The following is a 15,345-nucleotide window of genomic DNA, read 5'->3' as shown; positions in this document are numbered from 1 at the left end:
GTACTCTAGTGCGTTGTGCAGTACACCGGCCAGCGCATGTGGCAGGGTCCTCACCATGACGCGGGCTCTCACGCAGCGGCAGGCCGAGCTGCTCACCCGGTTGGAGGCGCTGTTCCTCACCGAGGGCTTCGGACATCTCACCCTGGACGACATCGCGGGCAGGCTGCACTGCTCCAAGTCGACGCTGTACGCGCTCGCCGGCAGCAAGGAGCAGCTGGCCGTGCGGGTCGTCGGGCGGTACTTCAAAGGGGCGGCCGAGCGCATCGAGAAGCGCATCGCGGGCCTCGACGACGTGCGCGAACGCATCGGCAGCTACCTCGCGGGCGCGGCGGAGGAGCTGACGAAGGCCTCGGCGGCGTTCATCGCGGACGTCTCCGGCTTCCCGCCCACGCGCGCCACCTACGAGCGCAACGCCCGTGCCGCCGCCGAGCGCATCAAGGCGTTCATCCAGGAGGGCGTCGAGCTGCACGTGTTCCGCGAGGTGCACGCGACGTTGTTCGCCGAGATGGCCGGGCTGCTCATCGAGGGCATCCAGACGGGGGTCCTCACGAAACGGGCAGGTGTTTCGGACGCCGAGGCGTTCACCGCGCTGGGGGAACTGCTGTTGGATGGGCTCCAGAGGACGGGCGCTTCCCCGAAGGAGTAGAACGCTGTGATCGTGGTTGCTGGTGAGTCGCTGGTCGACATGGTGCCGGTCGGGGACGACGAGCTGGCGCCGCTCGCGCCGAAGCTCGGTGGCGGGCCGTACAACGTGGCCGTCGCGCTCGGGCGGCTCGGCGTGCCGGCGGGCTTCCTGTCGCGCATCTCGACCGACCACTTCGGCGGGCAGCTCGTGAAGCGGCTCGAGGAGTCGGGCGTCGAGACGTCTCTCGTCCAGCGCGGGCCGGAGAACACGACGCTCGCGGTCGTGGGGCTCGCGGAGGACGGGAGCGCGCGCTACTCGTTCTACGTCGAGGGCACCGCCGACCGCCTCGTGGAGGACCCGGGACCGCTGCCGGCGGACGCGAAGGCGGTGTCGTTCGGCACCCTCAGCCTCGTCCTGGAGCCCGGCGCCTCGGTCTACGAGAAGGTGCTGCGGCGCGAGAGCAAGCGCTTGCTGACCGCGCTCGACCCCAACATCCGGGCAGGGCTCATCGCCGATCCGGGCGCGTACCGCGAGCGCTTCACGTCGTGGCTGCCGGACGTCGGACTGCTGAAGGCCTCCGTCGAGGACGCCCGGTGGCTCGCCGAGGACGGCGACGTGATCGAGATCGCAAGGACGTGGATTTCACAGGGACCGGCCGCGGTCGTCCTGACCAAGGGCGGTGACGGCCTGTCCGTCATCACCGCCACCGACCAGGTCGACGTGCCGCCGGTGGAGGTGGACGTCGTCGACACGATCGGGGCGGGCGACACGGTGCAAGGTGCCCTGCTCGCGTGGCTGCACGACCACGACGCCCTCGACGTCGAGAAGGTGCGCGCGCTCTCACGCGAGGAATGGACGGCCGCATTGACCTACGCGGGCGCCGCGGCCGCGATCACATGTTCCCGCGCGGGTGCCGAACCGCCCTTTGCGAGCGAACTCACCGCCGCGTTGGCTGGATAAAGCGGAGGATCGGACTACCGTGGGGGAGCCGCGCTAGAAACCGGCATTGCGGATGTGATGCCGGTCCCATCTCACAGAATCGGTTCACACCGCTGCTGCGAGGCGGGCCTTCCGCCGACTAGCGTGAGTGGACTTGAAGACTCAGATCCCAACGGGGTGGTCCGAGACGACGGCAGGCCCAGCGTGGTTTGCCGCCACCCCGTCCGAGCGTTGAGAGGGACTTGAATGCCCGACGCGACGACTGCGCCGAACGACCCACAGACCGTCGCGCTGCGCCACGAGGGCGGAGAGCTCGAGATGAAGGTGGTGCGGGCGTCCGAAGGCGCGTCCGGCATCGATCTCGGCAAGCTGCTGTCGACCACCGGCCTGGTAACCCTGGACACCGGTTTCGTCAACACGGCCTCCTGCTCCTCCGAGATCACCTACATCGACGGTGACGCCGGAATTCTGCGTTACCGCGGGTACCCGATCGAGCAGTTGGCCGCGCGTTCGAACTTCATCGAGGTCAGCTACCTCCTGATCTACGGCGAGCTGCCGACCGCCGCCCAGCTCGAGGACTTCTCGCAGAAGATCAGCAGGCACACCCTGCTGCACGAGGACCTCAAGCGCTTCTTCGACGGCTTCCCGCGCGACGCGCACCCGATGCCGGTGCTGTCGTCCGCGGTCTCCGCGCTGTCGACCTTCTACCAGGACTCGCTGTCGCCGTTCGACGCGAACCAGGTGGAGATCTCCACGATCCGCCTGCTGGCCAAGCTGCCGACGATCGCGGCCTACGCGTACAAGAAGTCGGTCGGCCAGCCGTTCCTCTACCCGGACAACTCCCTCGGTCTGGTGGAGAACTTCCTGCGCATGACCTTCGGCTTCCCGGCCGAGGCCTACGACCTCGACCCGGACCTGGTCCGCGCGCTCGACCTGCTGTTCATCCTGCACGCCGACCACGAGCAGAACTGCTCCACGTCGACCGTGCGCCTGGTCGGCTCCTCCGAGGCGAACCTCTTCGCGTCCATCTCCGCGGGCATCAACGCCCTGTTCGGCCCGCTGCACGGCGGCGCGAACAGCGCGGTGCTGGAGATGCTCGAGAAGATCAAGGCCGACGGCGGCGACGTGAAGTCGTTCGTCAACAAGGTCAAGAACAAGGAGGACGGCGTCCGCCTGATGGGCTTCGGCCACCGGGTCTACAAGAACTACGACCCGCGCGCCGCGATCATCAAGAAGACGGCCGACGAGATCCTCGGCAAGCTCGGCGCCGACGACCAGCTGCTCGACATCGCGAAGCAGCTCGAAGAAGCCGCCCTGAGCGACGAGTACTTCATCTCCCGCAAGCTCTACCCGAACGTGGACTTCTACACGGGTCTGATCTACCGGGCGATGGGCTTCCCGACGAAGTTCTTCACCGTGCTGTTCGCGCTCGGCCGGCTCCCCGGCTGGATCGCGCACTGGCGCGAGATGATCAACGACCCGGCCACGAAGATCGGCCGCCCGCGGCAGATCTACACCGGCCCGACGGAGCGTGACTTCGTCGCGATGGAAAACCGCTGATCACGGGCTAGGTTTTTCGTGAGCTGAGGGCGCGTCACCCCGTCGGGTGACGCGCCTTCGGCGTGTTCTGGGGTGGGCGTGGCGGACGTAGCTGGTGCTGCCGTTGCTCGCCGAGCCGCACGAGATCGCCTACACGATCGGGTTGCAGGAACTCGCCGCTCGTTGTGCGGCCCCGTCGGCCTCGCCTTAGCGTCGAACGGTGAGTTCCGAACCCTCGATCGTCTGGTTCCGCCGCGATCTGCGGACATCCGATCATCCGGCCATTCTCGCGGCCGCGGAAAGGTCTCCTCGCGCACTCGGGTTGTTCGTTCTCGACGACCGGTTGCTGAAACCGTCGGGGCAGGCGCGAATTGATTTCCTGCACCGTTGTCTGCACGCCCTGAACGACGAACTGGGCGGCCGCCTGATGGTCGTGCACGGCGACCCGGTGACGACCGTTCCGCGCATTGCGGAGGAGATCGGCGCGGCCAGTGTCCACATCTCCGCGGATTACGCGCCGTACGGGCGCAAGCGCGACGAGGCCGTCGAGGAGGCGCTGGGGGACGTCGAGCTCGTCCGCACCGGCTCGCCCTACGCCGTGGCGCCGGGCCGGGTGCTCAAGCAGGACGGGACTCCGTTCAAGGTCTTCACGCCGTTCCGCGGCGCCTGGCTGGAGCACGGCTGGCGCGAACCCGCGGACAGCGGCTCCTCCACTGTGGACTGGGTGGAGCCGCGCGGCGGCCAGAAGATCCCTGACGCCAAGGAGAAGCTGCCCGACGCCTTGGCGCTCTGGGAGAAGTTCCGCGACGAACGGCTGGCGGACTACGACAAGACCCGCGACCGGCCCGACCTCGACGCGACGAGCCGGATGTCCGCGTTCCTGCGGTGGGGCGTGCTGCACCCCGCACGCTCCTGCGGGACTGCGACGGGACGTTCCGCAGCGAGCTCGCCTGGCGCGAGTTCTACGCCGACGTGTTGTGGCACAGGCCGGAGACGGCGCGGGAGAACTACGACCGCAAGTTCGACCGCATGGTGCACGACGACGACAAGGAGCTGTTCGAGGCCTGGAAGGAGGGCCGCACCGGGTTCCCGATCGTGGACGCGGGCATGCGGCAGCTCAAGCAGGAGGGCTTCATGCACAACCGGGTGCGCATGATCACGGCCAGTTTCCTGGTCAAGGACCTGCACCTGCCGTGGTGGTGGGGCGCGCGGCACTTCATGGAGCACCTGGTCGACGGCGACCTCGCCTCGAACCAGCACAACTGGCAGTGGGTGGCGGGCTGCGGCACGGACGCGGCGCCGTTCTTCCGCGTCTTCAACCCCACGACGCAGGCCGAGAAGTTCGACCCGGACGGTGCCTACGTGCGCAGGTACGCACCCGACTCGCCGGACATCACGCCGATCGTGGACCACGCGGTCGAACGCCGGGTGGCGCTCGACCGCTACCAGGCGGTCAAAGCCTGAGCGCCTCGCGGAGCTTGACGCGGGCGCCGGTCCTCAGCACGGCGTTCGCGTAGACCTTCCCGCCCAGCCACGTGATCGCCGCGATGGCGGCCAGGGCGAGCACCACGGCCAGCAGGACCTGCCAGGCCGGCGCGACGCCCAGCGCCATCCGGCCGGGCATCAGGATCGGGGCGAACGGCGGCAGCAGCGACAGGACCGTCACCGCCGACCCGGTCGGGCTGCCGATCATGAGGTTGATGCCGGCGACGAACGCCACGATGATCGTCATGCTGATCGGCGTCAGCACGGACTGCAGCTCCTCCTGCCGCGACACCAGCGACGCGGCGGCCGCGAACACGGTGGCGTACAGGAAGAAGCCGAGCAGGTACCAGAGGATGCCGGTCAGCAGGGCGGCGCCGCCGAGCGAGCCGACGTCCACGACGTCGAACGCCGAGGACAGCCCGAGGCCGATGGTGGAGATCACCAGCAGCTGCAGCAGGCCGACCGCGCCGAGCCCGATCACCTTGCCCAGCAACAACTGCCACGGCCGCACGGTCGCGAGCAGGATCTCCACGACCCGGCTGGACTTCTCCTCCACCACGCCCTGCGCGACCATCGTCCCGTAGACCAGCAACGAGTAGTACAGCAGCGCGGCCACGACCAACCCGATGGCGAGGCGCTGTCCGTGTTGCGGGTCAACGGGTTCCAGCGCCGTCACGGCGACCTTGACGTTCGCCAGGTTCTGCGCGACCTGCTGCGGGGTGATGCCCGCCTCGGCCAGCTGCGCGACGAGCACCTGCTGGCGCAGCACGTCGTTCAGCACCGCCGTCAGGACCTCGTCGCCGGAGCCCTTGACGATCATCTTCAGCTCCGGCGGCGCACCTGTGACGAGGGCGTCCAGCTTGCCGTCGCGGACCTGCTGCTCGGCGTCGCCCGCGGGCGTGACGTCGCGCGTCTCGACCTCGATGCCGAACGACATCGCCTTGTCCCGCAACGGGTCCGCGAGCTGGGTGGCCTGCCCGGACAGGCCGATGACGCTGCGCTGCTGGTCGTCGAAGAGCACCGACTGCAGCACCACGTACCCGGCGAGCACGGCGATGATCACCGCTGTGCCGATCAGGAACGACCTGGTGCGCACCTTCGTGACGAACTCGCGCTTCGCCACCAGCGAGACCGCTCGGGCCGACGTCATGCGCTCCTGCCCTCGGTGGTCACGACGTTGCGGAAGAGCTCGGTCAGCGAGGGCCGCTGCCGCGAGAACTCGTGCACCGGACCGGCCGCCAACGCCGCGTGCAGCACCGTCTGGTCGTCCACGCCGTCGGCGAGCTCGAGCACGCACCGCGTCTCGTCCTTCTCGATCACCCGCACGCCGTCCAGGGTGTCAGCCCAGCCGGTGGTCGGCGACTCCACGACGAGGCGCGGCACCCCGCCCGACCGGAGCTCGTCCACCGTGCCGCTCGCGACCATCGAGCCCTGGCTGACGATGCCGACGCGGTCGCACAGCCGTTCCACGAGGTCGAGCTGGTGGCTCGAGAACACCACGGGCACACCGGCGGACGCCTTCTCGCGCAGCACCTGGCTCATCACGTCCACCGCGACCGGGTCGAGGCCCGAGAACGGCTCGTCGAGCACCAGCACGTCCGGTTCGTGCACCAGCGCGGCGGCGAGCTGGACGCGCTGCTGGTTGCCGAGGCTCAGGCGCTGCACCTCGTCCGAGCGGCGGTCGCGCAGGCCGAGACGCGCGATCCAGTTCTCCGCGCTCGTGTGGGCCTTGTTGGTGCCCATGCCGTGCAGCTCCGCGAGGTAGACCAGCTGGTCGAGCACCTTCATCCGCGGGTAGAGGCCGCGTTCCTCCGGCATGTAGCCGATGCGGCGCCGCGTGTCGAGGTCGACTGTTCTGCCGTTCCACCGCACCTCGCCGGAGTCGGCCGCGAGCACGCCCAGCGCGATGCGCATGGTCGTGGTCTTCCCGGCGCCGTTGCTGCCGACGAACCCGAAGAGCTCGCCCCCGCGCACGTCGAAGGACATGTCCCGCAGGGCGACGACCTCCCCGTAGCGCTTGGAGACCGCGTCGATCTCCAGCACTCCCTCAGGCACGGTGAACCCCTTCGTTAGCCCGGATGGCGGTAATCGGACGGAAAGTATCGGTGAGCAGGGAACGGGTGAAACGATACGGGCGTCTACGGCGAATCGAACGAACGACCAATTCACTCAACGGGGGTGACCATGCAGCCCATTGACCCGGACCAGTGGCTCGCGCAGTACGGGGCCAAGATCGAGCAGGCGAAGCAGAACGCCGAACAGGCCCGCGACCAGCTCGGAGGTGTGGGCGGGAGCGCCAGCTCGCCCGACGGCCTGATCACGGTGACGGTCAACGCGACGGGCGTGCTGACCGGCCTGCAGATCAAGCCCGAGGCCCGCGGCATGGACCCCTCCGAGATCGCCTCCGCCGTGCTCACGGCCTCCGCGAAGGCCCAGCGCGACGCCTCCGGGCGTGTGGTGCAGATCATGACGGACTTCGTCGGTGACAGTCCCGCTCTCGAGTTCGTGAAGGCCCAGATGCCGAACGGCTACAAGGGCGATGGAACCGACGAGGAAGAACCGAAGTCGGAGTTGGAGCGCAAGGACACGCGGCCCGACGACGAGTACTTCACGAACCCGCCCGACGTCATGGCCTGAGTGCAGGAGGAGGGGGTTAGGCATGCAGCAGCAGTTCAACATCGACCTGGACGAGCTCAGAACTCACGCGGCGAACGTGAACAAGCTCATGGAGCGGATGCGCAAGGCCACCGAGACGTGTGATCCGGGGGCTCTCACGACCGAGGCCTTCGGCGTCTTCCTCGGGTTCCTGGCCCAGAACGTCCTGCAGCAGGCCGGTCTGTCGCAGGACGGGCTCGGCAAGGCGGCGAACTCGTTGATGGACATGAGCACCGGTCTCCGCGAGACCATCGAGCAGTACGAGCAGGTCGACCTCGACAACATGTTCGGTTTCAAGGGAGGCCGGGGATGACCGCGCCAGCGTCGCAGTCGCAGGCCAAGGGCACCGACCCCCAGCAGCTGATCACCAGCATCTCCACCACCTACTCCGCCATCGAGCGGGGGGACTGGGTCAACGCGGGCCTCGGCATCGCGAACACGGCGATGGGCATCGTCGGCATGTCCGCGAACCCGCTGAGCGGCTTCCTGTCCGCCGGGTTCAGCTGGGCCATCCAGCACGTCGACTTCCTGCGCGAGCCGTTCGACGTCCTGCTCGGCAGCCCCGAGTCCATCTCGCGGATGGCCGAGTCGTTCCGCTCCGCGGGCAAGCAGGTCCACGGCATCGCGACCGAGTACGAGAAGATCTGCGTCTCGCAGACCCGCGAGTGGCAGGGCCGGGCGGCCGACGGCTACCGCGCCGCCGCCAAGAAGCACGCGGGCGGCCTCGAGACCCTCGCCAGGTCCGTCGACGGCATCGCCGGCGCGGTCGAGGGCGCGGGCCAGCTCGTCGGCACCGTCCGCAAGATGATCATGGACCTGATCAGCCAGGCCGTCTCGGACATGGTCATGAAGATCATCCAGTGGCTGGCGGCCTCCTTCCTCACCTTCGGCGCGGCCATCGCGGGCGCGATCTCGGACATCGTGACCACCGCGGTCAACTACGCGAAGAAGCTCGCCGACTTCCTGCAGAAGCTCGTCGGCTCCGTGCAGAAGCTGATGAACCTGATCAAGTCGGTCACGCAGATCGCCAAGGTCGCCGAGCAGGTCATCGACGCCATCTCCTCGATGGCGCAGAGGAGCGGTGGCGGCGGCGCCGGTGGCATCACCCGGCAGACGCAGGGCGGCTTCGACGGCATCCGCGCCGACCAGCAGGACCGCGCGTCCGCCGGTGCGGGCGGGACGTACACGAGCGGCGCCGGCGGCGGTGCCGGCGGTGGCGGTCTCGGCCAGTCGGGTGCGGGCCCCCAGGTCACGCCCTTCCAGCCGGTGCCGGGCAACGCCTCGGGCGGTCCGTCCGGCTGGAGCTCGGGCGTCGGCACCGGTCCCGCGGTGACGCCGTTCCAGCCCGTTCCCGGCCAGCACGGCGGCACCGGTGGACGGCCGCAGACCGGCTCCGGTGGCCGGGTCAGCCACGGCGGGTACACCCCTCCGCCCGGCTACGGCACGGGTTCGGGCTCCGGCACGGGCACGGGTTCCGGCTCCGGCTCCGGCGGAGGTCGCTGGGTCCCAGGTCACTGGGAGCCCGACACGACCACGACGGCCGGGGGCAACACGGGCGTCAAGCCGCCGTCGATCGGTGTCATGCCCACGACGCCGAACACCGACTGGTACCGCCCGACCACCCCTGACCACGCCGCGACGGCCGCGTCCGGCGGCGGTGCGGGTGGCGGCGGTGGCGGTGGCATCCCGAAGGGCGGCATGGGCGGCGGCGGCGGCGGTGGCGGCGGCATCCCCGCCGGCATGGGCGGCGGCCCCGCCGGTGGCGGTGGTGCCGGCGGCACCTCGGCCACGCAGTTCGGCGGCGCGGCCGGTGTCATGCCCGCGGCCAGCGGCAGCCCGGCGCCCGCGGCGGGCGCGCCCGGCGCCGGTGGCGGAAAGGGTGCCGGCGGTGGCATGGGCGGCATGATGGGCGGTGCTCCCATGGCCGGTGCCGGTGGCCAGCAGGGCGGCAACAGCGAGCACAAGCGGAAGGTGCGGATCGAGGGCGAGGCCCTGGTCGACCCGCCCAAGGCCGCGAAGCCGGTCATCGGCGAGTGATCCTGCGATCCTTGCGCTGAGAACGGGGCGTCCCCCACGGGGCGCCCCGTTCTCACGCGTCGGTCAGGAGCTTCGCGATCTCGGGGGCGGCCTTCTCGCGATCGCTCGGCACCAGGCCGATCCGCGTGCGCCGGTCCAGGACGTCGTCGACGTCGAGCGCGCCCTCGTGCCGGACGGCGTGGACGACGTCGGCCTCGGTGACGCCGGGAGCGATCGGCGTGGTCGGGGCGGGCCTGTCGTCGACGAGGCGGATGTCCTCGGTGCGACAGGGGATCTGCGTCAGGTTCGTCGCGTTCACCGCGTCCGCCGCCATCTTGCGGTAGGTGGTGAGCTTGCCGCCGACGATCGTGATGACGCCGTTGGACGCCCTGAGCACGGCGTGGTGGCGGGAGAGGTCCGCGGTGGTGCCTTCGGCCCGCAGCAGCGGGCGCAGGCCCGCGTAGCTGCCGATGACGTCCTCCCTGGTCAGATTCCGTTGCAGCACCAGGGAAGCCGTCGCGAGCAGGAAGTCCACATCGGACTCGGGAACGACCGGCACGTCCGGGATCTCGTCGACCGGTTCGTCGGTGAGGCCGAGGTGTGCGCGGCCGTTGCCCTGGGGCAGCAGGAACGCGTAGCGGTTGCGTTCGCCCGGCACCGGGATCGTCAGCGCCGTCGCGGTGATCCCGGCACTCCCGGCGTCGAGGACGAGGTGCGAGCCGCGCGACGGCCGCAGGGGCACCGGTGCGAGGGTGCCGGCCCAGACCCCCGTCGCGTTGATCACGGCCCTGGCCCTGACGGTGAACGAGGTGCCGGTGAGCGTGTCCCGCGCCTCGGCCCCGTCTCCTTGCAGCGTCACGACTTTCGCGCGCGTGATGACCTTCGCGCCGTGGCCCGCGGCGGTCCTCGCCAGTGCCACGACGAGCCGCGCGTCGTCGACGAGCTGGCCGTCGTAGCTCAGCAGGCCGCCGGTGAGCTTCCCCGCGTCCAGGCCGGGGACCAGCGCGAGCGCCTCGTGCCTCGACACCCTGCGCGGTCCGGGCAGCACGTCGGCGGGCGTGCGGGCGGCGATGCGCAGTGCGTTGCCGGCGCGGAAGCCCGACATCACGAAGTGACCGGCGGTGCCGTGCAACGGGAACAGCATCGGCAGCGTGCGGGTGAGGTGCGGAGCCGTCCTGGTCATCAGGATCCCGCGCTCCACGGCGCTCTCGTGGGCGAGCCGCACGTCGCCCTTCGCGAGGTAGCGCAGACCTCCGTGGACGAGCTTGCTGGACCACCGCGACGTCCCGAACGCCAGGTCGTGCGCCTCCAGCAGCACCGTCTTCAAGCCGCGGGACGCCGCGTCGAGGGCGACGCCCGCGCCCGTGACACCACCGCCGACCACGAGGACGTCGGCGACCTCCCGTTGTGCCGCTTCGAGGTCTTCCGCGCGCCTGGCGGCGTTCAGGGAGGTGTTCACGGCTTCAGGGCTCCGTCCAGCTGCCGGGCGAGCTCGTCGAGCAGCGAGGTGAACTCGAGCCCGGACGTGGCGGGCCGCGTCGAGAGCACCATCGACTGCGTGCTCAGCAGCACCACGCGGGCCTGCGTCCTGGCGTCGCCGGACCGGATCGACCCGTCGAGGTGCCCCGCCTCGATCTGCGCGACGAGGAACTGCTCGACCAGCCGCTGCGTGCTGCCGAGCCGGTCGGTGAGGTAGGGCAGCATCAGGTCCGCGTCGAGCTGCACGACCCGGCGCATGAGCGGGTTGGCGTCCAGCATCCGGATGGCGTCCACGGCCCGCTGGACGAGCTGCTCGCGCGCGTTGCCCTGGCCGCTCGACCGTTCCACCTCGGCGAGCAGCGCGGCGAACTCCCGCGTCATGAGGGCCCGCACGAGGTGGTCGACGTCGGGGTAGCGGCGGTAGAGCGTCATTCGGCTCACGCCGGCCCGTTTCGCCACGTCGGTGAGGGTGGTCCGGCGCACCCCGACCTCGAGAACACACTCACGGGTCGCGTCGAGCAGGGCGTCATGGGTGTGACGTTGAGACGTCATGTGTCACACTGTAGCAGTGACCAGGGCGAGATGGACCACCGAAACCGTGCCGCTGCCGCCTCCTGCGCTGGCGTGGCTGACCCAGCGAGTCGGCCTGGGCGAGCCGTTCACCGAGGTGCCGGTGTCGGCACCGCCGTCCGCCCTGTCCGCTGACGCGTTCACGGCGCTGGAGGCCGTGTGCGCTGTCTCGGCCGACGACGAGGACCGGCTGGGGCGTGCCGGTGGCCTGTCGTACCTCGACCTGCTGCGGCGGCGTGGACACGGCGAGCTGGCCGTGCCGGACGCCGTCGTGACGCCCGGCTCGCCCGACGAGGTCGTCGAGGTGCTGAAGGTCTGCGTCGAGCACGACGTCGCCGTGGTGCCGTTCGGCGGGGGCACCTCTGTCGTCGGCGGGGTCGAGGCCCTGCGCGGGTCCAAGGCCGCTGTGGTGGCGCTGGACCTTTCCGGGCTTTCTTCTCTCGTGTCCGTTGATCCCGTGTCACGGGTTGCTGTGCTCCAGGCCGGGTTGACCGGGCCTGAGGCCGAGAAGTTGTTGGGAGAGCACGGGTTCACGCTCGGGCACGTGCCGCAGTCGTTCGAGCGGGCGACCATCGGCGGGTTCGCCGCCACTCGGTCCGCTGGTCAGGCTTCGTCCGGGTACGGGCGTTTCGAGGACATGGTCGAGTCCGTCCGGGTGGCCACTCCCGTGGGGGAGTGGGTGGCCGGGACCGCTCCCGCCTCTGCCGCCGGACCCGACCTGAAGCAGCTGGTCCTGGGCAGCGAAGGGGTGTTCGGGGTCATCACCGAGGTTTCCGTGCGTGTCCGGCCCCGGCCGTACGGGCCCCGGTACGAGGGCTTCGTGGTGGACGGGTGGGAGGCCGGGGTCGCGCTCGTCCGGACCCTGGCCCAGGACGGGGTCCTCGCCGACATCACCCGGCTGTCCGACGCGGACGAGACCGAGGTCGCGCTGGAGATGGCCGGCGAGAAGGCCGCTCTGCTGCGCAAGTACCTGCGGTTCCGGCGGGTGGCGCAGCCTTGTCTGGTGATCCTGGGGTGGGAGTGCCGGTCGCGGTCCGCGACCATGAGCTCGTTGAGCGGGCACAAGGTCGTTCGGCTCGGGCGGGCGATGGGGGCGTCGTGGCTGCACGGGCGGTTCAACGGGCCTCGGCAGCGGGATGCGCTCCTGGATGCCGGCGTGTGCGTCGAGACCGTGGAGACCGCTGCCCACTGGTCCCGGGTTTCCGAGGTGCGTTCGGCCGTTCGGGCCGCTTTGGTCGCCGAGCTCGGGAATCCCGTGGTGATGTGCCACGTCTCGCATGCTTACGAGACCGGGGCCTCGTTGTACTTCACGGTTCTGGTGCCCCGGGACCTCGAGGACCCCGTGGGGCAGTGGGGGCGGGCCAAGGCTGCGGCTTCCGAGGTCGTTTCCTCTTTGGGGACCATCACCCATCACCACGCTGTCGGGGTTGATCATGCGCCCTGGTTGGAGAGGGAGATCGGGAGCGTGGGGATGTCGGTTCTGCGGGCGGTGAAGGAGCGGGTGGATCCGACCGGGATCTTGAACCCCGGGAAGTTGGTTTAGCCCGGGGTTGTCGGGTTGGGCGGCTGCGCGTTGCGTAGTCGGGTGGTGGCCGGTGGGGTGTCCCGTCACGAGCCACACCAGCGAGAGCTGTGGTGCGACTCGTGACAGGACACCCCACCGGCGGGGCCGCCTGAAAAGCCGAAGCAAAGCGGCTCAGCTTCGCCTTCTGGGACTGCTCGCCTTCGGCTTTGCGTTGGGGCGGCTGTCAGAACTTCACGAGCATCTTGCCGGTGTTCTCGCCGCGCAGCATGCCCAGGAACGCTGCGGGGGCCTGGCGGACGCCGCCTTCCACCACCGTCTCGGAGTACTTGAGCTCGCCTGAGGCGATCCAGGCTGCCGCTTCGCTCACGAACTGCTGCTGCAGGCCCTTGTGGTCGCTTACCAGCATGCCGCGCAGGGTGAGGCGCTTGGAGAGGATCTGGATCATGTTGCTCGGACCGGTGGGCTTCTCGGAGGCGTTGTACTGCGAGATGGCGCCGCACATGGTGATCCGGCCGTTGAGGTTCAGGTTCGAGATGGCTGCTTCGAGGTGGTCACCGCCCACGTTGTCGAAGTAGACGTCGATGCCGTCGGGGGCGGCTGCGGCGAGTTGGTCCGCCACCGGGCCGTCCTTGTAGTTGAAGGCCGCGTCGAAGCCGAGTTCTTCGGTGAGGTACTTGACCTTCTCCGCGGAGCCCGCGGAGCCGATGACCCGGGCTGCGCCCTTCAGGCGGGCGATCTGGCCCACGATCTGGCCCACGGCGCCTGCCGCGCCCGAGACGAAGACGGTGTCGCCCGGCTTGAACTCCGCGGTGACCAGGAGGCCCGCGTAGGCGGTGAGGCCTGGCATGCCCAGGACGCCCAGGTACGTGGTGAGCGGGGCCACGGAGCTGTCGACCTTCACGGCGTGCTTGGTGTTGACGACGGCGTAGTCGCGCCAGCCGAGGCCGTGCAGGACGTTGTCGCCCTCGGCGAAGCCCTCGACGCCTGCGCCGACTGCCACCACCTCGCCCACCGCGCCGCCGTCCAGCGGGGCGCCCACCTGGAACGGCGGGACGTAGGACTTCACGTCGTTCATGCGGCCGCGCATGTACGGGTCGACGCTCATGAAGACGTTGCGGACCAGGATCTCGCCTTCGCCTGGCGTCGGGATCTCGACCTCGGCGATCTCGAAGGTGTCCTCGGTCGGCCAGCCGGTCGGGCGGGACGCGAGCCGGACCTCGAGTGCGGTGCTGGTCATGGTCTAACCATCTCCATCCTGATTTGCGGATCAACTATCCGTTTCAACCGCCTGCCGGTGACGACTGTTCCGGGATGTGACCTAGGCCGCAGGCAGAAGTGTTGTGACGTCGCGGTACCTGAAGCCGAGCTTGCGGTACACGGCGATGGCCGGGGCGTTGTGGTTGTCGACGAAAAGGGCGCACGTGCCGTAGCGGGTGAGCAGGGACGACGTCACGAACTGGCAGACGCGGTGACCCAGGCCCTGGTTCGTGCGGGACGGGTGGACGGCCACGCCCATCATGAAGCCGACGTCGGTGGACGACCACGCTTCGGCCGCTGTGGCGACGAGGGTGTTGCTGTCGTCGTGGATCCCCGCCCAGCGGCGGACGCCCTTCTCGCCCGGCCAGGCCCACGAGTCCGGGTTCGCCTCGCGCAGCAGAGGTGTCACGTCGCCGGTGTCGGTGAGCCAGGAGGCGTCCCCGGGCAGCTCTAGCGTGCCCGTGCGGTCCATCCAGCCGAACGGTTTGTCCTCGACCCAGGGCGTCGGCATCAGCGGCTCGACCTCCTCGGCCAGCCGGCGTTCCATCAGCGGCCTCAGGTCCACACCGCGGCCGTGCGCGGCCAGCAGCGAGGCCACGCCCTCGGCCGGGCCGGCGAGGACCAGGCGGCGGCGCCGGGCCAGGCAGGGGGCGTGCACGGCGACCGCGCCGCAGTGTCCCCAGGCGGCACCTCCCGCCGACAGCGCCTGGGACGCCCAGCGGACGAGCGGGTCGTCGCTGGCGTCCAGCACGTCGGCGGTGGTGCGCAAGCGGCGCACTCAGTCCTTCTGCTTGCGGCGCAACAGGGTCCGCTTCGCGAGCGAGTCCTCCAGCGCCTGGTACGCCACGTCCATAGCGTGGTTGTACTCGCCCTGGGGACGCGGGGGCACCGACTCGTCGGGCTGCGGGAACGTGACCATCTGCAGCCAGCGCTCGTTCCACAGCTGCTCGACGGCGGCCTCCCAGTGCAGCGCGGCGCCCATCCGCACGACCCGCTCGCGATCGCGCACCTCGGCGATCTCGTGCTGCGTCGCCGCGATCCGCCGGGCGAGCTCGGCACACCGCACCTCGTCCAGCTTGCGCTGGCGGGCCGCCGCGTCGGTGGCGATGGCGATGATCTCCTTGTAGCGCTCGACGGCGGAGATCGCCGGCACCTCGATCACCTCCTCGCTCTGGCGCTGCGACGGGACCGGCTCGAACATCGTCGTCATCATCGGGTTCATCGGAACTCCCATCGACGTGTACCCACGGTGGCG

At 69.9% G+C, this 15,345-nt stretch carries 14 protein-coding genes and 1 pseudogene; 8 read left to right on the top strand and 7 right to left on the bottom strand.

The annotated features are described in order from the left end of the window. Positions 1-55: 55 nt before the first annotated feature. The 4 genes and pseudogenes from V1227_RS25165 to V1227_RS25150 all read left to right on the top strand — a co-directional run bounded on the left by V1227_RS25165 (position 56) and on the right by V1227_RS25150 (position 4,567). Positions 56-646, top strand: a complete 591-nt coding sequence (locus V1227_RS25165) for a TetR/AcrR family transcriptional regulator (protein ID WP_329787954.1) — start codon at positions 56-58, stop codon at positions 644-646. Between the two features lie 6 nt (positions 647-652). Then, positions 653-1,585, top strand: coding sequence for a carbohydrate kinase family protein (locus tag V1227_RS25160; RefSeq protein ID WP_329787953.1), 933 nt, complete (start codon positions 653-655; stop codon positions 1,583-1,585). A 225-nt stretch (positions 1,586-1,810) separates the two neighbouring features. Next, the gene (locus V1227_RS25155) at positions 1,811-3,124 is read left to right on the top strand and encodes a citrate synthase (protein ID WP_089949867.1); all 1,314 of its coding nucleotides are present in this window, start codon (positions 1,811-1,813) and stop codon (positions 3,122-3,124) included. Positions 3,125-3,362: 238 nt separating this feature from the next. After that, positions 3,363-4,567, top strand: a pseudogene (locus V1227_RS25150) (cryptochrome/photolyase family protein). Here the strand turns inward: V1227_RS25150 and V1227_RS25145 are convergent. Next, the gene (locus tag V1227_RS25145; RefSeq protein WP_329787952.1) at positions 4,557-5,738 is read right to left on the bottom strand and encodes an ABC transporter permease; all 1,182 of its coding nucleotides are present in this window, start codon (positions 5,736-5,738) and stop codon (positions 4,557-4,559) included. The pseudogene V1227_RS25150 and the gene V1227_RS25145 overlap by 11 nt on opposite strands. Continuing rightward, positions 5,735-6,643: an ABC transporter ATP-binding protein gene (locus V1227_RS25140; protein WP_329787951.1), complete on the bottom strand. Its 909-nt coding sequence runs from the start codon at positions 6,641-6,643 to the stop codon at positions 5,735-5,737. The genes V1227_RS25145 and V1227_RS25140 overlap by 4 nt, the downstream gene beginning before the upstream one ends. A 129-nt stretch (positions 6,644-6,772) precedes the next feature. Here V1227_RS25140 and V1227_RS25135 point away from each other — a divergent pair, with 129 nt between their 5' ends. The 3 genes from V1227_RS25135 to V1227_RS25125 are packed head-to-tail and all read left to right on the top strand — an operon-like array spanning position 6,773 to position 9,280. Then, complete coding sequence (locus tag V1227_RS25135; protein ID WP_090097732.1) at positions 6,773-7,225, top strand: YbaB/EbfC family nucleoid-associated protein; 453 nt, start codon at positions 6,773-6,775, stop codon at positions 7,223-7,225. 22 nt (positions 7,226-7,247) lie between these two features. Continuing rightward, positions 7,248-7,556, top strand: a complete 309-nt coding sequence (locus tag V1227_RS25130; protein ID WP_090097358.1) for a hypothetical protein — start codon at positions 7,248-7,250, stop codon at positions 7,554-7,556. Next, on the top strand, positions 7,553-9,280 hold the full coding sequence (locus V1227_RS25125; protein WP_329787950.1) for a WXG100 family type VII secretion target: 1,728 nt from the start codon (positions 7,553-7,555) through the stop codon (positions 9,278-9,280). Before V1227_RS25130 ends, V1227_RS25125 begins: the two co-directional genes overlap by 4 nt. A gap of 52 nt (positions 9,281-9,332) precedes the next feature. On the opposite strand, the gene V1227_RS25120 is transcribed toward V1227_RS25125, so the two are convergent. Together V1227_RS25120 and V1227_RS25115 are read right to left on the bottom strand one after the other, a co-directional pair. After that, a complete protein-coding gene (locus V1227_RS25120; RefSeq protein WP_329787949.1) occupies positions 9,333-10,718 on the bottom strand; it encodes a glycerol-3-phosphate dehydrogenase/oxidase in 1,386 nt (461 codons plus the stop codon). Then, positions 10,715-11,290 (bottom strand): TetR/AcrR family transcriptional regulator, encoded by a 576-nt coding sequence (locus V1227_RS25115; RefSeq protein WP_329787948.1) that lies wholly within the window; start codon positions 11,288-11,290, stop codon positions 10,715-10,717. The genes V1227_RS25120 and V1227_RS25115 overlap by 4 nt, the downstream gene beginning before the upstream one ends. Between V1227_RS25115 and V1227_RS25110 the strand changes: the two genes are divergently transcribed. Beyond that, positions 11,289-12,851 (top strand): FAD-binding oxidoreductase, encoded by a 1,563-nt coding sequence (locus tag V1227_RS25110; protein WP_329787947.1) that lies wholly within the window; start codon positions 11,289-11,291, stop codon positions 12,849-12,851. The genes V1227_RS25115 and V1227_RS25110 overlap by 2 nt on opposite strands. Before the next feature lie 205 nt (positions 12,852-13,056). Here the strand turns inward: V1227_RS25110 and V1227_RS25105 are convergent, their stop codons facing one another. The 3 genes from V1227_RS25105 to V1227_RS25095 all read right to left on the bottom strand — a co-directional run bounded on the left by V1227_RS25105 (position 13,057) and on the right by V1227_RS25095 (position 15,312). Further along, a complete protein-coding gene (locus V1227_RS25105) occupies positions 13,057-14,070 on the bottom strand; it encodes an NADP-dependent oxidoreductase (RefSeq protein ID WP_236220541.1) in 1,014 nt (337 codons plus the stop codon). Between the two features lie 81 nt (positions 14,071-14,151). After that, complete coding sequence (locus V1227_RS25100; protein ID WP_329787946.1) at positions 14,152-14,868, bottom strand: GNAT family N-acetyltransferase; 717 nt, start codon at positions 14,866-14,868, stop codon at positions 14,152-14,154. Next, entirely contained in the window at positions 14,869-15,312 is a 444-nt protein-coding gene (locus V1227_RS25095; RefSeq protein ID WP_329787945.1) for a hypothetical protein, read from the bottom strand. It lies immediately after the preceding gene. Positions 15,313-15,345 lie beyond the last annotated feature (33 nt).

This window comes from Lentzea sp. DG1S-22 (genome assembly GCF_036321065.1).
In the GTDB taxonomy this organism is placed as follows: Bacteria; Actinomycetota; Actinomycetes; order Mycobacteriales; family Pseudonocardiaceae; genus Lentzea; species Lentzea jiangxiensis.
This window is presented reverse-complemented; position numbering and strand designations above follow the sequence as displayed.